Below are 26,162 nucleotides of genomic sequence, written 5' to 3'. Positions count from 1 at the left end.
CCGCTCACGGCTCGCTATTCGCCTGCGAATGCTGAACCCTGCTGGAAAGGAGAAACTGTGCTCAATCTACGGAGACGGGTTTTCGATGAAAAAGGTCAATTGGGTGTCCGCTCAATCCGGGATGTCGGCGACGCCGGCTTCGCCCTGAGCACAGCGATCAGCCGCATCTGCTTGTCGCACCTTGTCGTGCGTCCCTGGATCACAAGCGGCGCATTTCGATTCTTGAAGGACAAGGTGAAACCGGGCGCCAGGGTCTTCGAATGGGGCAGCGGCATGTCCACCCTCTGGTGGGATCAGCAGGGCTGCGAGGTCCATGCCGTCGAGGACAATCAGGTCTGGGCCGATATCGTCCGCAAGCGCCTGCAGCGCGGCTCCCTCTACCACTTGACGGGGTTGGATTACGTCCGGAAGATCGGTGATTTCGATCCCGCCTATTTCAACTTCATCACCGTCGATGGTGCCCATCGCCTGGCCTGCTACCGGCAACTTCTGGAACGCCGTCGTCCTGGCCTCGTGGCCATCGTCGACAACACCGACAAAGACCGCCACGGCGGAGACCTGCTTGAAATGGACAAAGACCTCGGCCGCCTCACTGGTGCCAAAACATTCCGCTTTCCCGGCTACGCGCCAGGTTCTTTCTTCGTCCAGGAAACGACTGTCGTTGTCTTTGGCGAGTAGTCCCTTCGTCCACTGATGAGCGTGTGCATTCCCCCTTGTCGGACAGGGCGGTCTCCGTGTGCCCAAACGAGCCCTTCTACGGGCGGCCTCACATGAATATTCGATTTGCCAATCAGTTCTTCTGGCCTGATGAGGCGGCGACGAGCCAGATTCTCACGGATCTGGTTCGCGCCGTCGATGGCCGCGTTTCCGTCGTCTGCGCCGCGGGCGGCTATACGCCTGATGGCGGAATGCCGGGCCTGCCGCCCGAGGGTGTCCTTGTCGCCCGCGTCGGGACTTCGCGCTTTGGCCACGGCAAGCTCCAGAAGCTGGCCAGCTATGCCGGCTTCTATGCCGGTGCGGCGTGGAGACTGCTCTCAGGGCCGCGCGCCGACGTCGTTGTTACGATGACAACGCCTCCGCTGTTGGGGCTCATCGGCTGGGCCGCGCAACGCCTCCGTGGATCCCGTCACTATCTCTGGGAGATGGATGTCTACCCGGATGTGGCCACCTCCCTTGGACTCTTCCGGGCTGGCGGCGCATTCGATTGCCTCGTCGGCTGGATCGCCGATGGCCCACGCTTGCGGGCCGACGGCATCCTTGTCTTGGGCCCATGTATGGCGGACCGTCTGGTGGCTCGCGGCATCCCCCGGTCGCTTCTCTTTGAGGCGGATAACTGGGCCGATGGCGCCGCGATCCAGCCCATGGAGTTTGCTCGCGACGGACGTCTGAAGGTCTTCTACTCCGGCAACGCCGGGTTGGCTCACGATTTTGACACCTTTCAGCGGGCGGTCGAGGCGCTCGCCGCTGAAGATCCTGAATTCACACAGCGGTACCGTTTCCGTTTCAGCGGTGGCGGACCTCGCATGGGCGCCCTGCGGAACTGGGCTCAGGAGCGGTTCTCAAATGTGCAGTTCAGCGGCTATGCGGCGCGCAATGATCTTCGCACTGCCTTCGGCGCGGGTGACATCGGCCTCGTGACGCAGATCCCGGAGACCTGCGGGACCGTCGTACCCAGCAAGACCTACGGCATTCTCGCAGCCGGCCGCCCCCTCCTGTTTGTCGGGCCTGCAGCCGCCACGCCGGCCAGAATCATCGCGGAGCATCGTGTGGGCTGGCAGGTCGATCCGGGCGATTCGCGGTCGCTCGCCTCGTTGCTCGTATGGCTACAGAGGAATCCTGAGGAAGTGGAGGCCGCCGGACGTCGAGCCCGCTCGGCGTTCGAGCGCAACTACGATCTGCCCATCGGCGTGACCCGTATTCTCGATTACCTCGGGTTACCTGTGAAAGCTGGTATTCGGGCAGAGGCCGAACGGCGAAAATCCATGAGCGCGGTGGCCGAACCGGAAGAGCTCGCATGACTCGCCGTCCGTTGACGATTGCATGAATTCCTGCCGCTGCTGCAATGATATTTGGCCCTTGCCTGCACAGGCATGACGAGCGTCACGCAGGTGACAGACGCACGCTGGAATTAATGTGAAATCCAATGCCGGTTCATCCGATTTACTGGGTTCATTTACGAATTTTTAGGTTATAGTTTTTTTAGGGACTGACCGGCAGCCGCGCCTCGGAGGAGACCCGCGCGGCACTCCACACGCGGTGTCCCTTCAAAAAAATGTACTCCATCCTTTTCCTGGCAGTCGTGTCGTTTCTCGTTGCGCTGCTCACCACTCCGGTGGTGCGGGATGTCTTCCGGCGCAACGGCATGGTGGACTCGCCCACTGGTGGGCGCAAAATCCATACACAGGCCATACCACGCGTCGGCGGCATCGCGATTGCCTTCGGCTATCTGGTCGCCTTCTGCGCACTCCTCCTCTTGCGATTCCATGGAGGCGCCCTCGTCTGGAACGAACTGTCTCAAGTGATCCGGTTGTTGCCTGCGGCGGGTCTGATCTTTGCCGTGGGTCTCTACGACGACCTCCGCGGTATGAAGCCGTGGCCGAAATTCGCTTTGCAGTTTGCAGCCGCTGGCCTCGCGTTCTGGGGCGGAGTCAGGGTAATGGCCCTCCACGGCCGCGGACTTGAAACGTGGTGGTGGAGCATCCCCGTGACGCTCTTCTGGCTCGTGTTTTGTACCAACGCCTTCAACCTCATCGACGGCGTTGACGGATTGGCGACAGGCGTCGGCTTGTTCGCAACCCTGACCACCCTGGCGGCCGGCCTCATGCAGGGCAATTACGCCCTCGTGCTCGCCACAGTTCCACTTGCCGGCGCCATGGCGGGCTTCCTTCGCTACAACTTCAATCCCGCCTCCATCTTTCTGGGTGATAGCGGCAGCTACACCATCGGCTTCCTGCTCGGCTGTTACGGCATCCTCTGGAGCCAGAAGGCCGCCACGATCCTCGGTATCACCGCACCCCTGATGGCCTTCGCCGTCCCGCTGTTGGACACCAGTCTGGCAATCGTCCGACGGTTTCTGAGAAATCAGCCGATATTCGGCGCAGATCGAGGGCATATTCACCACAAATTGTTGGACATGGGTATGACGACGCGTCGTGCGGTGCTGGTCCTCTATGGCGCGGCCGGCGTCGGGGCAGGCTGCGCCCTCATCGGCAGCACCAGTACCAATCCCTTCGCCGGCCTGGTCCTGGTCCTCTTCTGTGTGGTCGCCTGGGTAGGCATCCAGAGCCTCGGGTACGTCGAGCTGAATATGGCCAGCCGCCTCCTCTTCCGCGGGTCATTCCGGCGCGTCCTCAACGCTGAACTTGCCCTGCGCTCTGCCAGGCTGCGGCTCGAATCGGCCCGCTCCGCCGGCGACTACTGGGCCGCCCTGGAAATGAGCTGCCTGGAGATGGGCTTCCAGGGAAGTTGCCTGCGCGTCGACGGACTGGAGTTCACCAGCAGCGTCCGCCATCAGCCCGGCTGGTGGGTGACGGTTCCGCTCGGCAAACGTGGGGAAGTAAAGGTCTGGCACGACTACGGCTCAGACAAAACGGTACACCTGCTGGCTCCCTTCGCTGAGGTCCTCTGGGCAACACTGGGGCAGTTCCCAGCTGGCGAATGGCCGGGCCGTCGAATCCAGGTCGAGTCTGGAAAACTGCAGGCCCATGCGGCCGTCGTCGGCAGCATCGACGAAATCGCCGCCGACTGAATGCCGGCGGAATTCATAAGAAGTTCAGTGTGGTGGCGATGGGCTTTCCCCTGCGGAGGGCCCTTTTCGCATTGGCGGGCGAAGACAGTAAGGGAGTCAGTTTGCGAATAGTCCTGCTCATCGGGATGCTGGCGATTCTCGCCGCCGGCGTATTTCTAAAGGGCGGAGTCTGGCCGGTTCAGTGGATCTGGTGTGCCGCCGCCATGGGTGTACTCTCGACGGCTTACCTCCTGGTGGTCTCCCCCCAGGATCTGGCGCCCGGCGGCCGCGCAATCCTCGTCTTGACTGCTGCCTTGGCCGGCTGGATGGTATTCCAACTCGTGCCTCTGCCTACTGCGCTCGTCGGCGCCGTCAGCCCAGCCCGTCTCGAAGCGGCGCAGGCGGTCGGCATCACTGGTTGGTTGTCGTTGAGCGTTGCCCCGCGCGCCACCTGGGAGTGGCTGCTGAACATGCTACCTGCCCTCGCCGCCTTCGTCCTGGCGCGCGAACTCGGCTGGCAATGGCGCGATCACATGTGGTTCGCGACCGCCCCGGTAATCGCTGTCGCATGGCTTGAAAGCATCCTGGGCCTCGCCCAATGGTCGCTGGCCCGAGGCGAATCCGGGGTCGCGGATTCTTCCGTCGGGACCTATGTGAACCGCAACCACTTCGCCGGCTTGCTGGAGATGGCGCTCCCCTTGGCCGCCCTGTGGGCCCTTTCGGTGTGGCGCCGCGGACAGACTCGCCATGAACGGCCCGCCGGCCCTGCCCTCGCGGCCTGCGCACTGCTGGGCATCGCCGCCTGCCTGCTCGTGGGCGTCGTGTTCTCTTTGTCCCGCATGGGCTTCATGGCATCGCTAATGGGTCTGCTGCTCGCCGGAGTGCTCGTCCTGGGTACGAGTTCAGAGCCCGGCTACGGCCGCAAACGGAGCCTGCGCTGGGTCGCCCCAGTCATCATCGTCAGCGTCGGAACTGCCCTCGCCGCCGTCTACCTCCCTACGGACGAGTTGATCAAACGCTTTGCGACTTTTGCGGAAACCGACGAAATCTCCAAGGACACCCGCCGCGAAATCTGGCGCGATACCCGCACCCTGATCGCCGCTTACCCCGTCACCGGCAGCGGCCTCGGCACCTACGAAACGGCATTTCTCCGCTACAAGCAGGTGGCGCCGATGCAGACCGTCGACTTCGCCCACAACGACTATCTCCAGGCAATGGCGGAGCTGGGTGCCGTCGGTGTGGCCCTCGGCTCAGCCCTTCTGCTGATGGTCGGCATCGGTCTCGTCCGCGTGGTCGTCCTGCAGCCCGGTTCCACCCACTGGGAGTTGGCCGTCGGCCTGTCCGGCGCCCTGAGTACCCTGCTCCTGCACAGTCTTGTGGATTTCAACATGTACATTCCGGCGAACGCGCTGGTGGCGGGTTGGCTGTGCGGTTTGGCCGCTAGCCCCGGCTTGCGCGCCCGGCCGGGAACAGCTTCTTGAGAAGGCTGGACGTTCGAACACACTAACTCATCGAGGAGATCGACTTGAAGAGAGCTTTGATTACCGGAATCACTGGCCAGGACGGATCCTATCTGACGGAATTCCTCTTAACCTCCGGGTACCACGTTTCGGGGCTGATCCGCCGGGCGTCGACCTTCAATACAGGCCGCCTGGACCATATCTATTCAGATCCACACGACAGCGGCTCCCGGCTCAAATTGCACTACGGGGACGTCACCGACGGCACTGGCTTGCGCCGCGTCCTCGAAGCCTCGATGCCGGACGAGATCTACAATCTCGCCGCTCAATCGCACGTCCGCGTCAGCTTCGATCAGGCTGAATACTCCGCCGACGTCGTGGCCACGGGCACGCTCCGCTTGCTCGAGGCCGTGCGCGACTACAGCGAGAACACCGGCCGCCGCGTGCGTTTCTATCAGGCCGGCTCGTCCGAGATGTTTGGCGCCGCCGCGCCGCCGCAGAGCGAAACCACTGCCTTCCATCCGCGCAGCCCCTATGCCGTATCAAAGGTGGCGGCCCACTGGTATGGCGTGAACTACCGCGAATCCTACGGCATGTTCGTCTGCAACGGAATCCTCTTCAACCACGAGTCCCCACGGCGTGGTGAAACTTTCGTCACCCGCAAGATCACCCGCGCACTGGCGCGCATCAAACTCGGGTTGCAGGACAAGCTGTTTCTCGGCAATCTGGAGGCGCGCCGCGACTGGGGTTTTGCCGGCGACTACGTCAAGGCCATGTGGATGATGCTCCAGCAGTCCCAGCCAGACGATTTCGTCGTGTCGACCGGGGAGGCCTATTCCGTCCGCGAATTCCTCGACGCCGCGGCCGATGAACTCGACCTCGATTGGAAATCGGTCGTCGAAATCGACCAGCGCTACTTCCGCCCCGCTGAGGTGGACTACCTCCTTGGCGACTCGACGAAAGCCCGTACCCGCCTTGGCTGGAAGCCGGAAGTGAACTTTCGCGACTTGGTGCGTATGATGACCTCGAATGACCTCGAATTGGCGCGCCGCGAAGAAACCCTGCGGCAGGCCGGACATGTGGGCGCCACGGTTCTTGGTTAGGCCGGACTCAAATGAACTCTACTGATTCGATCTTCGTCGCGGGCCACCGCGGACTCGTTGGCGCGGCCCTCGTCAGGGCCCTCCAGGCCGCCGGGTATTCTAATCTGCTGACTGCTACCAGGCAGGAGACCGACCTCACTAATCAGGAGGCTGTCGAACGGTTCTTCGCCTCACGCAAGCCCTCCTATGTCTTTCTGGCGGCCGCCCGTGTTGGCGGCATCATGGCCAACAATACCCGTCCGGCGGATTTCCTGACCGAAAACCTGCAGATCCAGACGAACGTGATCGATGCGGCCTACCGCCACGGCGTGAAGAAGCTCCTCTTCCTCGGCTCCAGCTGCATCTATCCCAAGCTCGCCCCTCAACCCATTCAGGAACAGGATCTGCTCACCGGATCGCTGGAGCCCACCAACCAGTGGTACGCCATCGCCAAAATCGCTGGCTTGAAGATGTGCCAGGCCTACCGGCGCCAGCATGGGTTCGACGCCATCAGTCTCATGCCCACGAATCTATACGGCCCCGGCGACAACTTCGACCTCCAGGCCTCGCACGTCCTGCCTGCCCTCATACGGAAGTTCCACGAGGCCAGGCTGGCCGGCGCCCAGGAAGTCGTTGTTTGGGGCACCGGCTCGCCCAAACGTGAATTCCTGCACGTCGACGACCTCGCCAGCGCCTGCCTCTTTCTCATGCGGAACTACGACGGCGAGGAACCCATGAACGTCGGCAGCGGCGAAGAGATCGAAATCGGTGCACTGGCCGAAATGGTCCGCCAGGTGGTGGGCTGCCAGGCGCCCATTCGCTTCGATACTTCCGTCCCGGACGGCACGCCGCGCAAACTGTTGGACTGCTCAAAACTCCGTGCCCTCGGCTGGACGCCTGGAATCGGCCTCACGCAAGGGCTTCGCCAGACGTATGCCTGGTATCAGGATCTGTTGGCCCTGAACGACTACTTGCCCCGAACCGCGTAGAACAGGATCCCGGCCCACTCGCGAAGCGCACGTTCCGTCTTCGCGAGTGACTCCGCCTGCGGCAGAAAATCGCCCACCTCTGGCGAGGTCAGCCGTCGAGCCTGGTAGTCGGTCGGGAAGGGCACGCAGTCCACTCCGGCGCTCCTCATCAAGCGCATCGATCTCCGCATGTGAAATGCACTGGTCACCAGGATCACCCGCCGCCACCCGCGCCGCACCATCAGCAGATGGATCGCCTGGGCTTCACCCGCCGTATTCTCCACCTCGTCGCTGGTGACCACCACCTGCTCTGGTGTCGCCCCGTGGCGCAACGCCTCCTCCCGCAGCAACGCTCCCTCCGTCACCCCCGGGCTCCCGGCAATCCGGGCCGCTGTGAACACAATGACCGGAGCCTTGCCCGCCCGCAGTAATTCCACCCCGCGCTCAAAGCGGTCGACTGACTCGTTCCACTCGAGTACGCCCGCCCGCGCTTCCGGCCGCGTCACCCCCCCCAACACCACAATTGCATCCGCCTTCGGGCACATTGCGGTCGAGATGGGTGGATACGCATCCTCCAACCAGCCCAATACCCGGTCGGCGGCCACGCCTAGCGAACTCACCGTCAGGACGGATACCCCCAGCCAGACCAGCCACCGCTTACGAAGGAACAGCCCCAGCAGCACCGTCCAGGCGCAGAAACCCAGGGGCAGGAACGGGATCACCAGCAGTTTATGTGTCCAAAGCGGCAAACAAATTCCTTCCGGCCAGTCCAACTAGCGTCATAGGGCCCAGCCGCATTCCTGCGCCAGGGCGGAACAACTCTGGTTTCAGGGTACAAAAAAGGGCCTGCCCCGAAAGGCAGACCCTTTTATCACTGAGGGAGAATCGATCCACATCGGCTGCGGTACATCGCCACTGCCGGTTTAACCTGCTGGCCAGTACCAACCGGAAGCCGATCGGAAGAGCCTCACTCTCCCGATCGGCATCTGGCCCCTAGCCGCGTTTACGACGAAGAGCGAAGAGACTCAGCAAGCCCGCCCCCATCAGCGCATACGTGCCCGGTTCGGGAATCGACGCAGGCGCATTCACGGCGACGTCGGCGCAATTGGAGGCGCCGCCCACCGAAACGCAGGTCGTGATCGTGTAATTGCCGAAGGCGGCGATGGCTGCCTGCGTATTGGCAAGTTGCTCGCTGGGCGTAGCGCCGCCGTTGGCGGTTGCGTTATACGCGAATGCAAAGAATCCGCCCGTATTGAAGATGCCATCCACCGGGGTGGTGGCACTCTGCCCGGCGGTCAGGTACGTGTTGGGACTCACAAAACCCATCTCCTCGAATGAGTAGATGTCCGCTGCCGAATAAACGTAATTCACTCCATACGCCGCCTGCAGCGTAGGGTTGCTGAAGGTTTGCGTGAACGTCACATCGGAGAGTGCCACCTGGCCGCCAGTCACCGTGATCGAGAACGGGAAGAACAGGAACGTGCCTGTCTCGTTCGCGAAATTGCCGGTCGGCGACAGGTTGCCGCGCCACAGGTTGAAGGCTCCAGCGCTGGTCAGAATCTCCGATGCATTCACCGATGTCACTTTGTTGAATGCCGTGGGCGATGTGTTGATGTCTCCGCTGTCGGTGCCACCTGCCTGCAGCGCGTCCTGTACCGTTGTGGCATAGGTGCCGGCCTGCGGATATGCGGTGCCGTATGAGGGCGATTCGCCGGGATACGGACTCGGCCCCAGCGCGGCGTAGACATTCACGGAAATCGTTGCGGCCATCATGGCCATGGGTGCAAGCAGAAACGCCAAAGCGAAACGAATCATGTATTCACTCCTCCCGATCTGATCTCTCCAAGCCTCAATTGCTTGTGGTTTTACCGGCCGGCAGTCGACACTGGTCCCCTCAGCTCTACTCACTGTGAGGTTCCGTCTGCTGCTCTGACTCAAACTGCCTCGCCTTTTGGGGGTCCGAGGCTGAACTGATGCGCCTCCCTTGATTTCTGGGAAACCAAGGGAGGGGGATCGCCCTACCGCCGGCGGCTGATCGCCGGTGGCGTAGTCGATACAACCTCCGCTGCAAACCTGGTAGCGGATGCCGCAACGGGACTGGCCGTTGTCGGAAGTGAGAACGACCCGGTGGAGCCGGTCGTCGGTACCGATCTGTTACCGGCGAACAACTGCACGGAGCTTCCCTGGCTGAATGAATAGGCTCCGCCGCCCGACAGCAGGCGAACGGCTACCTGGGATCCACTATCCTCGACACGGGCCGCCGCATGCGGCGCCAGCGTCACCTTGCTCCCATCCTTGAAACGCAGTACGGTTGCTGCGCCTCCGGACCGGATCTCGTCACCGGCCATCACTGGGTAGGAAGGCACACCAGCGACTGGAGCCACCGCGCCCTTGAGCGAGAAGTCCTCGCCGCTCGACGCCGTTGCGACTGGACCCGCCGCCCAAGCCATTGCTCCAACGGCGGATAGCAGTACTATTACTGCCCACTTGCGCATCGACACGTCCTCCTTACTGAAGAATTAAACAGCAGTCTCAATCTTACGGTTCAAGGAATGTCTCCGCAAGAGATAAATTGCAGATTCTAAAGACTTTAGTGTCTTTCATATGTCATACGAAACCACGTCAGACAAAGCGCATCCGTCGAATGAAAGACTTCCGCGCAACGGTCTAGCGCCACACCTGGTACCAGCGCTTTGGCGCTTCCGGCGTCGGCAGCGGTCCTGGATCCAACGGCCGCCCATCCAGTACACTGCGCGGGTTGATCTCCAGGATCACCTCGGCGTACTCCGCGCCATACCGCTGCTTCAGGTAGTTCCTGGCCAAATCCAGGCGGGGCGGCCGCCTCTGCGTATCGTGCGCATCGCTGGCGACAAAGTGCACCAGCCCCGCATCCAGCAGGCTCACACAGCAGCGATGCGCCGCTGGACCGAATTTACCCAGCAGGCTCTGCGCCGTCACCTGCAAAAATGCCCCACGCTCCACCCAGCGGGTCAGGCGCTTCAAGTCCTTGACCAGATGAGGATTTCGCTCCGGATGCGTGACGATGGGCACCAGCCCGGCCGACATCAGCTCGGAAAAAATCTGCTCCGTGGAACTCATGATCAGGACGTCCGAGAATTCCACCAGCAAATACCCGCGCCCGTTGATCGAATATCGGTTCGGCTTGTTCAACGCCAGCCGTATGTTCTCGTAGCTCAGGTGGAAGTCGCACCCCCGATGGATCTTCAGGCTCGTGCCAATGAGCTTCTGGACTTGCTCCAGCCGTTCTTCCACCAGTTTCGGATCGTACTCATACTGGCTGTCTGCGTGAGGCGAGGCCACGATGTCGGTAGTTCCGCAGGCGGCAGCCATCTTCGCCATGGCCAGGCTGTCGTCAATGGTGCGCGCGCCGTCATCCATGCCGAACAGAATATGGGAGTGAAGATCCACCACGCTCTCAGTCTAGCCGCGGGGTGCTCAGGATTTCGAATTAACGCGTATGGCGCATGATATACGTGTGTAATACGGGTAGGAATGATTGCCCAATTCCTTCGCCCCGATCGAGTTACGCCCCCGTGCCCGCCGCAGCCTGATGGGAGTACACCTCTGGCCTATTCCGGCCTCGGGCCCGTGCTCAGTAGTTCCTCATACAACCGGCCGCCGACAATCTGGTGCACCGCCGTCGATGGGTGTCCCGCGTGGTAGTAGAAGTACGTCGAAGGTTGCTGGCAGGGCGTCGCGTCTTCGTGGAAAATGGCACGGCCGGCGCATGCCGCGGTCGTGTCCTGCAACCCGTAATCCACCGCGTCCCGCATCACATAATCCATGTACAGGCCCCAGTTGCTCAGCGTGATCTGAACTCCAGGCAACTCGCTCCGGATCTCCTGCGGGATTCGTGCCAGGTCAGGATTCAGCCGGCGCCCCACCTGGCTGAAGTTCGGCAGCGACATGGGCAGCAGCGCGATCTCAAAACGCCGCGCCCCCACCGAGTAGAGGATTCGGATCTCCTCCTTCAAGTTCTCAATGGTCGTGGTGGTGGCCAGTCGGGAGTCGTTCAAACCCCCGGCAATGAAGAAGAGTGCCCGCCCCGGGTTGAACTCAATCGTGTGGGCGCGAACGCCCGCTGCAAAATCCTCCACCTGATTGCGCATGCCGTAGCCCAGTAGTGCCGACTCGATGCGCCGCCCCGCGCCTCGGTCTGTGCGCGCTCCGCTCACTGCGAAGTTCAGGCTCGATTCGGTACTCTCGCGGCTGGGGGCCGGCAGCAGCCGCAATCCCATGTGGCGCGCCAGGTACACCACCGCCGTAGGTCCATCCCCGTCCACATACCCTGCGCCTGAGTCCGAATAGCTGTCTCCAAAGACATACAGCCTGCTATAGCCCGGGGAGGCGGCCTGGGCGGCCAGGGCCGTTTCGCCCGGCAGCAGGAAAACGGCGAGCAGGGAAGCAAGAATCATCGACCGCAAAGACATGGGAATCAAGATCATCTTACAGGTCTTGCCGCCCCTGCCGGGCGCGCGCTCAATGATGACTGCCCGCTTCCTTCTTTGGCGCTTCCCCTTCCTTCTTGGCGCCGTGCTCCTGCGCGGCGGCCACCGGGACTTCACGGCCCATCTCCTCCATCTCGTCCAGGCCAATATTCCGGACAATGATGGAGATGCGCCGGTTCGTCGGATTCGTGGGCTCAGCCTTGATCAGCAGTCGCCGGTCGGCAAATCCGCGTACCTGGCTGAAACGCTCCTCGGGAATCCCGTTCGAGGCCAGAATCCTTCGCGCGGCATTCGCCCGGTCAGACGACAACTCCCAATTGGAATACTCGCCCTCCCCGAAGGGAGCCGAGTCGCTGTGCCCTTCAATGGCCACCTTGTGCGGCAGTTTCTTGAGCTCCTCCGCCAGCATCTGGATCAGTTCCATCCCCTCTTTTGTAGGACTTGGGGAACCGGTCAGAAAGAACACGCCTCGTTGCGTCTCCAGCAGGTCGATGCGTAATCCCTCGGCTCCCTGGGTAATGCGCACCTGTTTCTCCATTTTCTCGAAAGCCGGAGTCTGCTTCATCGCCTGCTCCAGTTTGTTCTTCAACTGGTGCATGTCGTCGCGGTTCAACCGCGCTACTTCGCCCGCGCCCACATTGCTGGAGCCAACCTGCTTGCCCTTCCCCGTGGGGTCCAGGAAATAGCCGCCCACCGCCTTCTTCACGCTCTCGCTGGAACTCAGCAGCCACAATACAATGAACAGCGCCATCATGGCGGTTACGAAATCGGCGTAAGCCACCTTCCAGGCGCCGCCATGCTCTTCGTCATGCTCGGCATGCTTGTGGATGATGATGATCGGCTGATCTTTGCCGTGACCGCTCATGCTGCCACTCCCGCACCCCTGGCCGCACGGCAGGCCTTGTCCATCGCCTCATACGTCGGACGTACATTGTGCGGAATCGAACGCCGCGCCGCTTCCAGCGCCAAAGCCGGGGGAATGTCCTTGACATAGCACAGCAGGGCCATCCGCAGGCAGGAGAAGTACTCGCTTTGGTCCTCCACCTGCTTCTTGATGTTCTGCGAAATCGGTCCGACCAGTCCGTAACAGAGAAGGATGCCCAGGAACGTCCCCACCAGCGCCGCCGCCACCTTGTGGCCGATCTCTTCAGGCGGTCCGCCCAGCGCGCCCATCGTAATCACTACACCCAGCACCGCCGCGACAATGCCCAGGCCCGGCAGGCTGTCGGCCATGGTCGAGAGCGCCGCCGCCGGAGCCCTGCTCTTCTTCTGCAGGATTTCCAGGTCGGCTTCCATAATGTGGTCGATATCGTGGGGCGAGATGCCGCCAATCAGCACACTGCGCATCGTGTCACAGAAGAAGTAAAGCGCTTCCGGATTCTTCGTAATCGTCGGGTGCTTCTGGAACAGGGCGCTCTTCGACGGATCCACCACGTCGTCTTCCAGGCTCACCAGGCCCCGCCGCGTCGCAGCATCGAAGAACTCACTCAGGAATCGCAGCGTGTCCAGGTACACCGCCGCCGTGTAGCGCGAACCCTTGAAAACCTGAATGCTACTGCTCACCAACTTCTTTAGGATGCTCAGCGGATTCGCAATCAGGACCGAGCCCACCGCCGCGCCTCCAATAATGAGGAGTTCAGCCGGCTGGAGCAGCACCATGAAGTTACCTTTTTCCAGAAAGTAACCTCCTCCGATGCAGCCAAATACAACAATGATGCCGATAATGACAAACATAGATTACCTTTGCGTATAGTATGCGTCAGGCGGCTCGAATCGCCGACGACCTCTCAGAGCAGCACAGGTCGCCAGGCTATCGAGCCAGAAACCATGTGATCGACACCCATGGGGATTTTCATTAGGCACCTTCTTGGTAAAGGTAAGGCTGCCTACACCGCCCGGTAGGGCCCCCGATTCCCCTCAAACCACCGTGGCTCAGGTACTATCAAACAATCCAGACTAAAACATATAATTAGATTCCTCCATCTGGATATATGAGGAAAACTACATTTATGAAAATCACTCTAATGCGATTTGCGGCGAGCGCCGAATAAAAGACATCGGGGTACTTACCTACCCGGTACCCAGCGAGTAGTAGTTCCAGGGTAGGGTGCACGGACGCTTCAACAGCGGCGGATGAGGATTGACGATGAACATCTTGGTTGTTGACGACAGCAAGGCAATGCGCATGATCGTGCGCAGGACGCTTCGTCAAATCGGCTACGGCAGTGAAAATGTGTTGGAAGCTTCAACAGGTCATGAAGCTCTGGAAATGGTCAAGGGCAGCGTTCCTGACCTGATGCTCTGCGACTGGAACATGCCAGGCATGTCGGGCCTGGAACTCCTGCGTAACATCCGCCAGCAGACCCCCGGCCTTCGATTCGTCTTCGTTACTACGGAATGTACGAACGAAATGAGGCTCGAGGCCGCCGAAGCCGGCGCTGACTACCTGATCAGCAAGCCCTTCACGGCTGACCACTTTCAGCTCGCTCTGAATACGGTGTTTAAGCAATGAGCCTACCACCCAAGCTCCCAGACGTAACTGCAATTGGGACTCTTTTGTCCGGAATACTGGGCAGGAAAGTAGTCGTCGCCAAGACGCCACCCCTCGACCTGGGGCCTAAGGTCGCAAAAGTCTTCGGCGTCTACCGCGAGTCCTCCACAGGACGCATCTGCCTGTGCATCGTCGATCTCGTGTTCGCCGCCAATGCCGCGGGTGCGATGCTGGTCTTCCCGCCTTTCGCTGTCGCTACCGCCATCCGCAGCGGCAAACTCGACAACGACCTGATGGAGACCATCCGGGAAGTCCTGAACATCTGTTCACGCTGCTTTCACGACGAAGCCCGCGTTGTGCTGGCCGAAGTGTGCAGCGACCTTGCTTCATTGCCCGCCGACGCAGCTCTGACCATGAAAGCACCACTGCTGCGATTCGACGTTTCGGCAAGCATCACCGGCTACGCTGAGGGGCGTTTGACGTTGATGCTCGGCAAACCGGTCCAAGGATAGGGGGAGAGATCCAATGATGGAAGACCAGGAAGTCATTCGTGAGTTTCTCATTGAGAGCAATGAGAATCTGGCCAGGCTCGACAACGAAATCGTCGAACTGGAGCGCAGACCTAAGGATGTGGAGCTGCTTGGCAGCATCTTTCGTACGTTCCACACAATCAAGGGAACGTGCAGCTTCCTGGGGTTCGCACACCTCGAGACCGTAACGCACGCGGCCGAAAGCCTGCTCAGCAAGTTGCGCGCTGGAGAACTCGACGCCAACGGCCACATCATCTCACTCGTCCTCGAAGTGATCGATGCCGTCCGGGCCATCCTGACCTCCATCGAGGAGAACGGCGAGGAGGGCGAGAACCTCTATGGCGATCTTTCAGAACGTTTGAAGCGGGTCTATCAGCAGTCCGAGACGCCGGTGAACGGCGACCATGCGCCCCCGGCCCCCGCCGCACCCGCTCCGCCGCCCGTAAAGACCCCCGAGGTCGCTCCCGTTGTCGCCGAGGCCGCCCAATCCGGACCACCTTCCTACCAGGACAATACCCCGGAACCACCTGAGCCCATCACCGCCCAGGATAGTCAGGAGCATTCCTCCTCCGTGGCCGACTCCGCCATCCGCGTCGATGTCGTCCTGCTCGATAAACTCATGAATCTGGTGGGCGAACTCGTGCTGGCCCGCAACCAGGTCCTCCAGTACAACACCCAGAACGACGACGCTTCGCTCAATTCCACTTCCCAACGCCTCAACCTCATCACCACCGAGTTGCAGGAAGGCGTCATGAAGACCCGCATGCAACCCATCGGCGTGGTCTGGAACAAACTCCCGCGCGTCGTCCGTGACATCGCTTACTCGCTGGGAAAACAGATCCGGTTGGAGATGGACGGTACCTCCACTGAACTGGACAAAACGATCATCGAGGCCATCAAGGATCCTCTCACCCACCTCGTCCGCAATTGCTGCGACCACGGCGTGGAGTCGCCTGCCGTCCGCGTAGCCGCCGGCAAAAAGCCCACCGGCGTGGTCTTCCTCCGCGCCTACCATGAGGGCGGCCACGTCAATATCGAGATCAACGACGACGGCGCTGGCATCGACCTCGACCGCCTGAAGCAGAAAGCCATCGAACGCGGAGTCCTGCGCCTCGAACAACTCGACCGCATCACCGATCGCGAAGCGATGAACCTGATCTTCCACCCCGGGTTCTCCACCGCGGAACAGGTCACCAAAGTCTCCGGCCGCGGCGTCGGCATGGACGTCGTCCGTTCGAACATCGAAAAGATCGGTGGCCTCGTCGACGTCACCAGCCGCGTAGGCTTCGGCACGACGGTTCGCCTGAAGATCCCGCTCACCCTGGCTATCATTCCCGGCCTCGTCATCACCAGCGGTGGCGAACGGTTCGTCATTCCCCAGGTCAACCTGCTCGAACTCATCCGGCTCGAAGGCGAGGCGGGCGGCAAACAAATCGAACGCATCCACGGCACGAAGGTCTACCGCCGCCGCGAACAACTCCTGCCCATCGCCTATCTCAATGAGGTCCTCAAACTCCAGGCCCCCGAGAATCCTGAAGCCGTCAACATTGTGGTGCTCCAGGCGGAGGACCGCCAGTTCGGCCTCGTCGTGGACGGCATCAGCGATACCCAGGAAATCGTGGTCAAGCCGCTCAGTAAACAATTAAAAGGGCTTACCGCCTACGCCGGCGCCACCATCATGGGCGACGGCAAGGTCGTCCTCATCCTCGATGTCGTCGGCATCGGCCAGCGCTCCGGCGTCCTCACCGGCTCCACCGAACAGAATCGCGCCGACTCCCAGAAGAGCCAGTCCGCCGCCGATTCCCAGCTCAAACGCCTCGTCCTCTTCCGCGCCGGCTCACTCGAGCGCATCGCCGTCCCGCTCACGCTCGTCGCCAGGTTGGAAGAGTTCCGTGCCTCCTCCCTCGAGAACACCGGAGGCCACAAGGTCATCCAGTACCGCGACTCCATCCTGCCGCTCATCTCCCTGGCCTCCATCCTGGAGCCCGGCATGCCCGACGACTCGCTCTCCCGCGATCCAGTCCAGGCCATCGTCTTCACCGACAGGGACCGCAGCGTGGGTGTGGTCGTCGACCAGATCCTCGACATCGTTGAGGATTCGGCCGTCATTCAGCATCGCGCCGGCCGCATGGGCCTGCTCGGCTCCGCCGTGGTCGGTGGCAACGTGACCGATTTCCTCGACCTGCATGCCGTCCTCGAGACCGCCTGCACCGATTGGTTCGAGGAAAGCAAGTCCTCCGCCAACATGCCCATCGTCCTGCTCGCCGATGGCTCCGCCTTCTCCCGGACGCTCCTGCGCTCCGATCTGGAATCGGCCGGCTATCGCGTGGTCGAGGCCGAAAACGAACAGGATGTGTTGCGTACCCTCGATCAGCGCAGGGTCGACGTGATCGTCGCATCCAATGATCTGCCGCCAGCCGGTGGCCGCTCCCTGCTTCATGCCGTGCGCGAAAAGCCGGGCCTCGAAACCCTGCCCTTCCTCACCCTCACCCCCGGTGAGCCGCCTGCCTCCGCGGCCGGAAACTCCTCCTTCGAGGATTGCCTGAAGAAATTCGACAGCGAGTCAATGGTCCGCTCCGTCGCCCGGCTCGCCGCCGCCCTCAATGAGATGGAAGAAGTCGGATCCGGAATGAGGAGCTAGAACCATGCACGAAACCGCAACCTCGACGTCCGCCGGGACGATCACCAGAACACAGTTCGCAACTTTCTTCGTCGACAGCCTGTTCTTCGGGATTGATGTGCTGAATGTCCAGGAAGTGCTGCGCCATCAGGAACTTACCTGCGTGCCGCTAGCCCCTGGCGTGGTCAAGGGTCTAATTAACCTCCGCGGCCAGATCGTCACCGCGGTGGATATGCGCGGTCGCCTCGGTCTGCCCTCCAGGGCCGACGAAGAGACCGCCATGAACATGGTCGTTCGCGTTCAGGAAGGCGCCGTCAGTCTCCTGGTCGACGAGATCGGCGACGTCCTTGAAGTGGAAGAGTCCACCTTTGAGAAACCCCCGGATAACCTGGACCCCGCGGCCCGGGAACTCATCACCGGCGTGTTCAAACTCAAAGGCCGGCTGTTGTTGATTCTCGACACCGAAAAGACGGTGGAGATAGCCTCCGGCCCGGTGGCCGGCATTGGAGCCCACAAAAGAGGCGCGGAAGCCTTGGGCTAGCCGGGCACCCGAACCGGCAAGTGAAGTTGGCAGAAGTACACGTGGAGGAGTGAAGTAATGGAACGAGTGGAAGGCGATAGTAGAAGTCTCGGAATTCAGTTTGGAGGGCAAACTGGTTCCGCATTGATGGATCGGCCCGACAGAGCGGCGACAGATGCGGCGAAGCGCGTGTTTTTTGACAACTTCCCGCTGCCGCTGGTGATGGCCGACAAGAATCACAACATCCAGATCGTCAACCAGCAGGCGGCCCAGCTGGCTGGTCGGCGTGTGGAAGAATGCGCGGGGCTCAAGGTCTGGGATCTCATCGACATCCCAGCGTGCCGTGAGGGCACGTGTTCCGCCGCTAAGGCGATGCGAACCCGACAGGCGGTTTCCGCTCTGTCGTGCGCCCAGGTCCGCGGCCGGGCACTGCATTTGAAGGTGCATTCCGTACCCTGGTTCAACGAAACCGGCGAGGTCATAGGCGTCTGCCAGACCTTCGACCCCTCGGCCGAGGAAGATCACCTCGTTCACGAGGAAGTGGCGCGCGTGGCCGCCGCCCAACAGCGCTCGGAACTGACCGCGAGGCTCAACGTCGACACGCCCGGGATCAGTGAATCCTCCCGTCTTCGGATGGAAGGCGTGAACGTCATCATTGAAGCAATCTCCCAGCCGCTGTTCCGCTTCATCAGCGAAATGAAGCACATGTCTGCGGAACACATCAAAGGCGACATTGATGTAGTGATCCCAGCGGAACAGTTCTCCGGCGCCTATCTCGAAATGGCTCGTGGAGTCAACGAGATGGTCGGAGGCCACATCGCGGTCAAGAAGAAGGCGATGGCCTGCATCGCGGAATTCGGCAAAGGCAACTTCGAGGCTTCGCTCGAACGCTTCCCAGGCAAAAAGGCCTTCATCAACGAGACCATCGAGGAAGTTCGCGGCAATCTCAAACGCCTCATGGTGGACGTGGAGAAACTGGCCGACGCCGGCGCCAATCTGCGCCTCGACGTCCGTGCCGATGCCAGCGTCCATCGCGGCGACTTCCGCAAAATCATCTCTGGCTTCAACTCGACCCTCGATGCCATCGTGACGCCGCTCAACATGCTCCTGGCCGATTCGCTCTCCCTGGTGGATGCGGCGGTTCAGGGCCAGCTCAGCCGGCGCGCCGATGTCAGCAAACACAAAGGTGACTTCCGCAAAGTGGCGGAAGGCTTCAACCAGACCCTGGATGCCGTGATCGAACCCCTGAACGAAGCGTCGGCCGTGCTGGCCCGCATCGCCCAGAACGACCTCACCGCGCGTGTCGAAGGCTCCTACCGTGGCGACTACGCTCGCCTCAAGGACGACATCAACCGCATGGCGCATGACTTGCACCAGAACATGCGCAGCTTCTCGCAGAGCACCCAGACCGTGGCTTCCTCCTCGGAAGAACTCACCGCCGTCAGCCATCAGATGGCCGGCAACGCCGAAGAGACCGCCACTCAGGCCGAAGTCGTGGCCGGCGCCAGCGGCGAAGTGTCCCGCAGCGTCAGCGCGGTGGCCGCCGGAGCCGAGCAAATGCAGGCCTCCATTCGCGAAATCGCCAAGAACGCCAACGAAGCCGCCCGCGTCGCCAAGAACGCCGTCACCGTGGCCCAGTCCACCAACGACACTGTCAACCGCCTCGGCGGTTCCAGCCAGGAGATCGGCAAGGTAATTAAGGTAATCACCTCGATTGCTCAGCAAACCAACCTGCTGGCTCTCAATGCCACCATCGAGGCCGCTCGCGCCGGAGAGGCCGGTAAGGGCTTCGCCGTCGTGGCCAACGAGGTGAAGGAACTCGCCAAACAGACCGCCAAGGCAACCGAGGAAATCGGCGGCAAGATCGACGCCATTCAGACCAGCACCCGCGACGCGGTGAAGGCCATCGGAGTGATCAGCGAGATCATCAACCAGGTCAACGACATCTCCAACAGCATCGCCTCCGCTGTGGAAGAGCAGACCGTCACGACGAACGAGATCGGCCGCAGTGTCGGTGTCGCCGCCAACGGAACTGAGTCCATCGCCAGCAACATCGCCGGCGTCGCCAATGCCGCCAAGAGCACCACCAAAGGTGCCACCGAGACGCAGCGCGCAGCCGCCGAACTCAGCCGCATGGCAGCCCAGTTACAGTCCATCGTCGGCAAATACCGGCTCTAATCCAGTCGGCGCCAGTAGTTAGCGGGTTCCCGCCCGCTGTTCGGAACAAAGAAGTAAACACAGTGAAGCTCGAAGCAGTAACAGCAGTACGGAACGATCGCCGGCGGAATCGGCAGGGCGCCTGGCTCCCCTTTGCGGGCGTCCTCACCGCCGGCCGGTGGCCCGCTGCATCCCTGCGGAAGGTGGAGGTCTAACCATGGCCTTCACCTTCTTCTTCCGCGATCTGCAGGTTCTCGAGCAGGTGGTGGAGCGAAGTCTCCCCATCATCGCCGGCCGCAGCCATCCCCGCATCTGGGATGCCGGCGCCGCTACCGGCCAGGAAGCTTATACGCTCTCCATTCTCTTCGCCGAGAAAATGGGCCACTTCGCCTTCGGCAACCTTCGCATCGACGCCACCGACGTCGAACCCACCGGCCAGTTTGCCCAGATCGTCCAGGCTGGGCTCTACCCCGCAGCGGAACTCTCCCGCCTGCCGGACGGAATCCTCGAGAAGTACTTCGAGCCGGATGCGGAATCCGGACAACGGCGCGCCGCTGAAAAGCTCCGCCGCCGCATCACTTTTCAACACCACGACCTCCTCTCTCTTCAGGAGATCGGCCAAGGCTACTCCGTGGTCCTCTGCAAAAACGTGCTGCTGCACTTCCAGCCGGCCGAACGCATCGAGGTCCTCAGGATGTTCCACCGCGCCCTCGCGCCCGGCGGACTCCTCGCCACGGAACAAACCCAGGAAATGCCGGTTGAACTGGCGCCGCTCTTTGAACGCGTGTCGCCCGACGGACCCGTCTTCCAGAAGCGTGGAGGCAACCAATGACCTTCCCTCTGGCCGCCCGGATCCCGCCCGGCCCGGCTCCGTCCGTCGAGTTCTGTCTGCAATGGACCCTGCTCAGGGTCCGCCCGATCTCTTCTGCCCCCAGGCAGGGATGCTTACCGCGCAGGACACCCCTTCGCGGCTCCTCGTCCGGGAGTTGTCATCGCCGGCAGCGGCGTCGTGTTCCGATCCGATCAATAACGCTGAGCCCGTGGCGTTACCCGCCCGCGGCAGAATTTGCCGCCGTTCCGGTTCAGCAGCGTGTGGCGCGACTGGTGGGCAGTTGCGCGATGGGAAGTAAACGGATGCGGGTGCATCCGTGGAATGAGTCTCGGTGGGATAGGGAAGGTGTGCTATGAAGTGGCTGAACGATAGACATGTTCGCACGAAGCTCATGATCAGCTTCGTGATTGTGGCGGCAGTTGCCGGAGTAATCGGCTGGGTCGGATATTCCGGCCTCAGGGATCTCGAAGCCCGCAGTCAAACCATCTACGCGGACCGGTTGGTCCCCATCCGCGACCTCGGCTACGCCAACGCGGCCTTTCTGTTGGCACGCACTGAGGTCTGGCAGATGCTGGGGACAAACGACAAGGCGAAACGCCGCGAGCACGTCGCCGCCATCGAAGCCGAATCCAAGCGGATCGAAGGCTACATCGAAGCCTACGGCAAGACTGTGCTCGTCCCAGAAGAGCAGGAGATCCTGCCCCTTTTCATCGCTTCCTACGCGCAGTACGTGAAGCAACGCGCAAAGATCATCGACTTTGCCCTCAATGGCCAGGACGCCAAGGCCTGGGATGTCGTCTATGGAGCCGCCCTGCCCACGCAGGCGGAAGCACGCAAGCTAATGCGGAAGCTCATCGATATCAACGCGCGCGTTGGCGAAGAAGAGCAGAAAGCGGCAACGGCCAGCGCGGCTGCGGCAACCAAACGAATCATAGCCATCATCTTCGGAGGCATCGCGATCGCCCTCTTCCTGGGCTACATCCTCTCGCGGGTCATTGGCACTCCCCTCGTCGCCATGCAGCATGCTGCCGAAAAACTCGCCGCCGGTGACGTCGATGTCCACATCGACCTCGATACCAACGATGAGCTGGGCGCACTGGCTCGAGCGTTTCGCTCGATGGCCGCGGTCATCAGGGACCGCGCCGACCTCGCCCAGCAGATCGCCGCGGGCAACGTCGATATCGAAGTGAAGGCCAGCTCCGACAAGGATCTGCTCGGCAAGAGCTTCATTCAGGTTGTCGACACCCTCCGCCGGCTCATCGCCGAAGCCGACGCGCTGGCCAAGGCCGCAGTGGCCGGTCAACTCGCCACCCGCGGCAATGCGGAGCAGTTCCAGGGCGGTTACAAACAGATCGTTGCCGGTGTCAACCAGACTCTCGATGCCGTCATCGGGCCTCTCAACGTCTCGGCCGAGTACATGGATCGCATCTCGAAAGGCGACCTGCCGCCAAAGATCACCGATAGCTACAACGGCGACTTCAACGAGATCAAGAACAACCTCAACAACTGCATCGGCAACATCAAAGCACTGGTCGACGACGCCGGCATGCTGGTCGGGGCAGCCGTCGAAGGCCGCCTGGCGACACGCGCCGACGCGACCCGCCACCAGGGCGACTATCGCCGCATCGTGGAAGGTGTCAACCAAACCCTCGACGCCGTCATCGGTCCGTTGAACATGTCTGCCGAGTACATGGACCGCATCTCGAAGGGCGACCTGCCGCCCAAGATCACCGACAACTACAACGGTGACTTCAACGAGATCAAGATCAACCTCAACAAGTGCATCGACAACATCAAGGCGCTGGTCAGCGACGCCGGCATGCTCGTGAACGCCGCCGTGGATGGACGGCTGGCCACCCGTGCTGATGCCTCCCGGCACCAGGGCGACTACCGCCGCATCGTGGAAGGCGTCAATCAGACCCTCGACGCCGTGATCGGCCCGCTCAACGTCGCGGCCGAGTATGTGGATCGAATCTCGAAGGGCGACCTGCCGCCCAAGATCACGGACAACTACAACGGCGACTTCAACGAGATCAAGATCAACCTCAATAACTGCATCGACAACATCAAGGCCATGGTCGCCGACGCCGGCATGCTGGTCAAAGCGGCTGAGGACGGCAAGTTCGCCACTCGCGCCGATGCCGGCAAGCATCGCGGCGATTTCCGCAAAGTCGTCGAAGGCGTGAATGCGACCCTCGATGTCGTCGTCGACAAGGTCAACTGGTATCAGGCGATCATCGACGCCGTGCCCTCCCCCATCCATGTCATCGACAAGGATATGAAGTGGGTCTTCCTCAATCGGGCCTTTGAAGTCCTGATGGTCAAGAACAACATCATCCGCAGCCGCGAAGAGGCGCCGGGTATGCCTTGTTCTTCGGCCAGGGCCAATATCTGCAAGACAGATAACTGCGGTCTCGTCCAGCTCAGCAAGGGCGTCGGCGAAACCTACTTCGACTGGAACGGCCAGAAGTGCAAACAGGAGTCGTCCAGGATCACCAACGCCAAGGGCGAACACATCGGCTTCGTCGAAGTCGTCCAGGATCTCACTGGAATCGTCAAGGCCAAGGACTACACCAGCCATGAAGTGGCTCGCGTCGCTGCCAACCTGGTGCAGATCTCCAAGGGCGACATGGCCGTGAACCTCCGCCTGGCCGAATCAGACGAATTCACCGCTGAAGCAAAGGCCCAGTTCGCCAAAATCAACGACAGCCTCACCGTGATGGTCGATGCCATCCGGGCCGTCACCGACGACAGCACCAAATTGGTGACCGCCGCGGTCGAAGGGCAGCTCAGCGTCCGCGCCGATGCCTCCCGCCATCAGGGCGACTTCCGCAAGATCGTGGAAGGCGTCAACCAGACCCTCGATGCCATCATCGCTCCCATGCAGGAGTCCTCGGCCGTGCTGTCCAGGATCGCCCAGAGCGACCTCACCGCCCGCGTCCAGGGCAACTATCGCGGCGACCACGCTCGTCTCAAGGACGACATCGGCCGCATGGCGCAGGATCTGCACGACAGCATCCGCAGCTTCTCGCAGAATACCCAGACCGTGGCCTCATCGGCCGAGCAACTCACCGCCGTCAGCCATCAGATGGCCGGCAATGCCGAAGAAACCGCCACCCAGGCCAACGTCGTGGCCAGCGCCAGCGACGAAGTCTCCCGCAATGTAACCGCTGTCGCCGCCGGTGCGGAACAAATGCAGGCGTCCATTCGCGAAATCGCCAAGAACGCCAACGAAGCGGCCCGCGTGGCCCGCAACGCCGTCAGTGCGGCCCACACCACAAACGAGACCGTCAACAAACTGGGCGACTCTAGTCAGGAAATCGGCAAGGTGATCAAGGTCATCACCTCCATCGCCCAGCAGACCAACCTTCTCGCCCTCAATGCGACCATCGAGGCCGCCCGCGCCGGGGAAGCCGGCAAGGGCTTCGCAGTCGTCGCCAATGAGGTGAAGGAACTCGCCAAACAAACCGCCAAGGCCACTGAGGAGATCGGCGGCAAAATCGAGGCGATCCAGGCCGACACCAAGGAAGCCGTCAAGGCCATTGGCGATATCGGCGCGATCATCAACCAGATCAACGACATTTCGAACAGCATCGCTTCCGCTGTCGAAGAGCAGACCGTCACAACCAATGAGATTGGCCGCAGCGTGCATGAGGCCGCCAAGGGCACCAACGCAATCGCCAGCAATATCTCGGGTGTGGCCGAAGCTGCCAAGAGTACGACCAAGGGTGCCACCGAGACGCAACGCGCCGCGGCGGAACTCAGCCGTATGGCGGCGCAGTTGCAGGGTGTCGTCAGTAAATACCGGTTCTAACTCAAGACGTGGGGGCCCGGCTGGTGCTGGCCAGCCGCGCCCCGCCGTCAGCCAGCAGAACTCTGATGGAGAGGTGGCAACGTGAGCAAGGCTCTAATCGTGGATGATTCCCGGGCGATCCGCATGATCCTCGGGCGAACTCTCGGACAACTCGGTTACGAAGTGCAGGAGGCCGGTGACGGCAATCAGGCATTGGACATCCTCAATCGCCAGCCCAGCGACTTCAATCTCGCCCTGGTGGATTGGAACATGCCAGGCATGAACGGCATGGATCTGCTCCTGCGCCTCCGCGCCGACCACCGCTACGACTCGCTCCCCATCGTTATGGTCACTACCGAAACCGAGATGGAACACGTCGCCGCTGCGGTTCAGGCCGGTGCCAACGAGTACGTCATGAAGCCGTTCACTTCGGAAGTGCTCCGCGACAAACTGCGCATGGCCGGAATTCAGATGTAGGTGTGTGATGTCGACGCTTTTACGCAAGTCGCTCCGTCCGGGTCAGCAGATCCGGGTCCTGGTCGTCGATGACTCCGTCGTCATCCGGCGCCTGGTCTCGCATGTGCTGGAGGAGGCCCAGGACATGGTCATCGTCGGCGTCGCCGCCAACGGCCGCATCGCCTTGGAAAAGATCCAGGAGACCGATCCCGACGTTGTCACCCTCGACATTGAAATGCCGGAAATGAACGGCCTGGATGCACTGCGCATCATTCGCCGGCAGCATCCGCACGTGCGGGTCGTCATGTTCAGTACCCTCACCGAACGCGGCGGAGCCACCACCCTCGAAGCCCTTTCCCTGGGCGCCGACGACTATGTGGCCAAGGCTTCCAACGCGGGCGGTCTCGATCGTTCGCTGGCCAGCCTTCGCGAAGAGCTGATCCCCAAAATCCGGCAGTTCTTTACTCCAGCCGCCCAACCCGCCAAACTGCTGGCCGCTCCGCCCGCGGTCCGTTTGCCGCTTGCCACCAGGCCTGAGTCCTCGTTCCGCGATCATGCGAGCCACTCCAGCGTCGTCGGCATAGGCGTCTCCACCGGCGGACCCTCGGCTCTCGCTGTCGTGCTCGCAGCCTTGCCCGCCAACTTCAGCGTCCCCATCCTCATCGTGCAGCACATGCCGCCACTGTTTACTCACCTGCTGTCGCAGCGTCTGGACACCCTCTGCCCCCTCGATGTGCACGAGGCCGTGGATGGTGAACCCCTCGACCAGGCCAAGGTTCTCATCGCGCCCGGCAACTACCACCTGCGCGTCGAACCCCATCGAAGCGCGCCTATCGTCCGGTTGGACCAGGCGCCGCCCCTCAATTCGTGCCGTCCCTCCGTCGATGCGCTGTTCGAATCCATGGCCGAGACCTATGGCTCCGGAGTCCTCGCCGTGATGCTCACCGGCATGGGGCAGGACGGCTTGAACGGATCGCGCGCCCTGCGAGCCAAAGGCGCCTATATCGTGGCCCAGGACGAATCAACCAGCGTCGTCTGGGGCATGGCCGGAGCCATC

General features: G+C 61.7%; 22 protein-coding genes (1 of these 22 running past the window's edge). 15 read left to right on the top strand and 7 right to left on the bottom strand.

Annotated features, from left to right (window positions below; all coding sequences use genetic code 11):
* Positions 1 to 57 precede the first annotated feature (57 nt).
* From ACR9Y2_RS00145 to ACR9Y2_RS00120, 6 genes are all read left to right on the top strand, one after another.
* Positions 58 to 678, top strand: coding sequence for a hypothetical protein (locus ACR9Y2_RS00145; RefSeq protein ID WP_435038990.1), 621 nt, complete (start codon positions 58 to 60; stop codon positions 676 to 678).
* A gap of 92 nt (positions 679 to 770) precedes the next feature.
* Complete coding sequence (locus tag ACR9Y2_RS00140; protein ID WP_435038989.1) at positions 771 to 2,018, top strand: glycosyltransferase family 4 protein; 1,248 nt, start codon at positions 771 to 773, stop codon at positions 2,016 to 2,018.
* Between the two features lie 254 nt (positions 2,019 to 2,272).
* On the top strand, positions 2,273 to 3,748 hold the full coding sequence (locus tag ACR9Y2_RS00135; RefSeq protein WP_435038988.1) for an MraY family glycosyltransferase: 1,476 nt from the start codon (positions 2,273 to 2,275) through the stop codon (positions 3,746 to 3,748).
* Between the two features lie 101 nt (positions 3,749 to 3,849).
* The gene (locus ACR9Y2_RS00130; RefSeq protein ID WP_435038987.1) at positions 3,850 to 5,208 is read left to right on the top strand and encodes an O-antigen ligase family protein; all 1,359 of its coding nucleotides are present in this window, start codon (positions 3,850 to 3,852) and stop codon (positions 5,206 to 5,208) included.
* Between the two features lie 44 nt (positions 5,209 to 5,252).
* Complete coding sequence (gmd, locus tag ACR9Y2_RS00125; RefSeq protein WP_435038986.1) at positions 5,253 to 6,290, top strand: GDP-mannose 4,6-dehydratase; 1,038 nt, start codon at positions 5,253 to 5,255, stop codon at positions 6,288 to 6,290.
* Positions 6,291 to 6,301: 11 nt separating this feature from the next.
* Positions 6,302 to 7,258: a GDP-L-fucose synthase family protein gene (locus tag ACR9Y2_RS00120; RefSeq protein ID WP_435038985.1), complete on the top strand. Its 957-nt coding sequence runs from the start codon at positions 6,302 to 6,304 to the stop codon at positions 7,256 to 7,258.
* Here ACR9Y2_RS00120 and ACR9Y2_RS00115 read toward each other — a convergent pair.
* The 7 genes from ACR9Y2_RS00115 to motA form a co-directional block, all read right to left on the bottom strand.
* Positions 7,237 to 7,986 carry a YdcF family protein gene (locus ACR9Y2_RS00115; protein WP_435038984.1) on the bottom strand — a complete coding sequence of 250 codons (750 nt, stop codon included), beginning with the start codon at positions 7,984 to 7,986 and terminating at the stop codon, positions 7,237 to 7,239. The two genes, ACR9Y2_RS00120 and ACR9Y2_RS00115, sit on opposite strands and share 22 nt — an antisense overlap.
* Positions 7,987 to 8,230: 244 nt before the next feature.
* Positions 8,231 to 9,052 (bottom strand): PEP-CTERM sorting domain-containing protein, encoded by an 822-nt coding sequence (locus tag ACR9Y2_RS00110; protein ID WP_435038983.1) that lies wholly within the window; start codon positions 9,050 to 9,052, stop codon positions 8,231 to 8,233.
* Between the two features lie 203 nt (positions 9,053 to 9,255).
* A complete protein-coding gene (locus tag ACR9Y2_RS00105) occupies positions 9,256 to 9,732 on the bottom strand; it encodes a hypothetical protein (protein WP_435038982.1) in 477 nt (158 codons plus the stop codon).
* A 172-nt stretch (positions 9,733 to 9,904) separates the two neighbouring features.
* Positions 9,905 to 10,666, bottom strand: a complete 762-nt coding sequence (locus tag ACR9Y2_RS00100) for a tyrosine-protein phosphatase (RefSeq protein ID WP_435038981.1) — start codon at positions 10,664 to 10,666, stop codon at positions 9,905 to 9,907.
* A 161-nt stretch (positions 10,667 to 10,827) separates the two neighbouring features.
* Positions 10,828 to 11,688, bottom strand: a complete 861-nt coding sequence (locus ACR9Y2_RS00095; protein ID WP_435038980.1) for an SGNH/GDSL hydrolase family protein — start codon at positions 11,686 to 11,688, stop codon at positions 10,828 to 10,830.
* 49 nt (positions 11,689 to 11,737) lie between these two features.
* The gene (locus ACR9Y2_RS00090) at positions 11,738 to 12,571 is read right to left on the bottom strand and encodes a flagellar motor protein MotB (RefSeq protein WP_435038979.1); all 834 of its coding nucleotides are present in this window, start codon (positions 12,569 to 12,571) and stop codon (positions 11,738 to 11,740) included.
* Positions 12,568 to 13,440: a flagellar motor stator protein MotA gene (gene motA, locus ACR9Y2_RS00085; protein WP_435038978.1), complete on the bottom strand. Its 873-nt coding sequence runs from the start codon at positions 13,438 to 13,440 to the stop codon at positions 12,568 to 12,570. The genes ACR9Y2_RS00090 and motA overlap by 4 nt, the downstream gene beginning before the upstream one ends.
* A gap of 412 nt (positions 13,441 to 13,852) precedes the next feature.
* Between motA and ACR9Y2_RS00080 the strand changes: the two genes are divergently transcribed.
* The 9 genes from ACR9Y2_RS00080 to ACR9Y2_RS00040 form a co-directional block, all read left to right on the top strand.
* The gene (locus ACR9Y2_RS00080; RefSeq protein WP_435038977.1) at positions 13,853 to 14,218 is read left to right on the top strand and encodes a response regulator; all 366 of its coding nucleotides are present in this window, start codon (positions 13,853 to 13,855) and stop codon (positions 14,216 to 14,218) included.
* Between the two features lie 44 nt (positions 14,219 to 14,262).
* A complete protein-coding gene (locus tag ACR9Y2_RS00075) occupies positions 14,263 to 14,709 on the top strand; it encodes a hypothetical protein (RefSeq protein ID WP_435038976.1) in 447 nt (148 codons plus the stop codon).
* 13 nt (positions 14,710 to 14,722) lie between these two features.
* On the top strand, positions 14,723 to 17,368 hold the full coding sequence (locus ACR9Y2_RS00070; protein WP_435038975.1) for a hybrid sensor histidine kinase/response regulator: 2,646 nt from the start codon (positions 14,723 to 14,725) through the stop codon (positions 17,366 to 17,368).
* A gap of 4 nt (positions 17,369 to 17,372) precedes the next feature.
* Positions 17,373 to 17,888: a chemotaxis protein CheW gene (locus tag ACR9Y2_RS00065; RefSeq protein WP_435038974.1), complete on the top strand. Its 516-nt coding sequence runs from the start codon at positions 17,373 to 17,375 to the stop codon at positions 17,886 to 17,888.
* A gap of 126 nt (positions 17,889 to 18,014) precedes the next feature.
* Positions 18,015 to 20,045 (top strand): methyl-accepting chemotaxis protein, encoded by a 2,031-nt coding sequence (locus ACR9Y2_RS00060; protein ID WP_435038973.1) that lies wholly within the window; start codon positions 18,015 to 18,017, stop codon positions 20,043 to 20,045.
* A gap of 196 nt (positions 20,046 to 20,241) precedes the next feature.
* The gene (locus ACR9Y2_RS00055) at positions 20,242 to 20,856 is read left to right on the top strand and encodes a CheR family methyltransferase (protein ID WP_435038972.1); all 615 of its coding nucleotides are present in this window, start codon (positions 20,242 to 20,244) and stop codon (positions 20,854 to 20,856) included.
* A gap of 352 nt (positions 20,857 to 21,208) precedes the next feature.
* On the top strand, positions 21,209 to 24,670 hold the full coding sequence (locus tag ACR9Y2_RS00050) for an MCP four helix bundle domain-containing protein (RefSeq protein ID WP_435038971.1): 3,462 nt from the start codon (positions 21,209 to 21,211) through the stop codon (positions 24,668 to 24,670).
* Between the two features lie 81 nt (positions 24,671 to 24,751).
* Positions 24,752 to 25,126 (top strand): response regulator, encoded by a 375-nt coding sequence (locus ACR9Y2_RS00045; protein ID WP_435038970.1) that lies wholly within the window; start codon positions 24,752 to 24,754, stop codon positions 25,124 to 25,126.
* Positions 25,127 to 25,133: 7 nt separating this feature from the next.
* A protein-coding gene (locus ACR9Y2_RS00040) for a protein-glutamate methylesterase/protein-glutamine glutaminase (protein WP_435038969.1) crosses the window boundary here: on the top strand, positions 25,134 to 26,162 show its 5' portion. 138 nt of this gene lie beyond the right edge of the window; only the first 1,029 of its 1,167 coding nucleotides appear in the window; its start codon is at positions 25,134 to 25,136; its stop codon lies beyond the right edge, outside the window.

Origin of the sequence: Paludibaculum fermentans (assembly GCF_051172195.1) — a bacterium.
Classification (GTDB): domain Bacteria; phylum Acidobacteriota; class Terriglobia; order Bryobacterales; family Bryobacteraceae; genus Paludibaculum; species Paludibaculum fermentans_A.
The sequence above is the reverse complement of the archived record's forward strand: the minus strand, read 5'-3'. Positions and strand labels throughout refer to the sequence as shown.

Coding starts and splice junctions, on each gene's coding strand:
- ACR9Y2_RS00065 (WP_435038974.1), top strand. CDS start 17,373: ATGCACGAAACCGCAACCTCGACGTCCGCCGGGACGATCACCAGAACA.
- ACR9Y2_RS00135 (WP_435038988.1), top strand. CDS start 2,273: ATGTACTCCATCCTTTTCCTGGCAGTCGTGTCGTTTCTCGTTGCGCTG.
- ACR9Y2_RS00060 (WP_435038973.1), top strand. CDS start 18,015: ATGGATCGGCCCGACAGAGCGGCGACAGATGCGGCGAAGCGCGTGTTT.
- ACR9Y2_RS00095 (WP_435038980.1), bottom strand. CDS start 11,688: ATGTCTTTGCGGTCGATGATTCTTGCTTCCCTGCTCGCCGTTTTCCTG.
- ACR9Y2_RS00090 (WP_435038979.1), bottom strand. CDS start 12,571: ATGAGCGGTCACGGCAAAGATCAGCCGATCATCATCATCCACAAGCAT.
- ACR9Y2_RS00110 (WP_435038983.1), bottom strand. CDS start 9,052: ATGATTCGTTTCGCTTTGGCGTTTCTGCTTGCACCCATGGCCATGATG.
- ACR9Y2_RS00080 (WP_435038977.1), top strand. CDS start 13,853: ATGAACATCTTGGTTGTTGACGACAGCAAGGCAATGCGCATGATCGTG.
- motA (WP_435038978.1), bottom strand. CDS start 13,440: ATGTTTGTCATTATCGGCATCATTGTTGTATTTGGCTGCATCGGAGGA.
- ACR9Y2_RS00055 (WP_435038972.1), top strand. CDS start 20,242: ATGGCCTTCACCTTCTTCTTCCGCGATCTGCAGGTTCTCGAGCAGGTG.
- ACR9Y2_RS00120 (WP_435038985.1), top strand. CDS start 6,302: ATGAACTCTACTGATTCGATCTTCGTCGCGGGCCACCGCGGACTCGTT.
- ACR9Y2_RS00105 (WP_435038982.1), bottom strand. CDS start 9,732: ATGCGCAAGTGGGCAGTAATAGTACTGCTATCCGCCGTTGGAGCAATG.
- ACR9Y2_RS00140 (WP_435038989.1), top strand. CDS start 771: ATGAATATTCGATTTGCCAATCAGTTCTTCTGGCCTGATGAGGCGGCG.
- ACR9Y2_RS00050 (WP_435038971.1), top strand. CDS start 21,209: ATGAAGTGGCTGAACGATAGACATGTTCGCACGAAGCTCATGATCAGC.
- ACR9Y2_RS00070 (WP_435038975.1), top strand. CDS start 14,723: ATGATGGAAGACCAGGAAGTCATTCGTGAGTTTCTCATTGAGAGCAAT.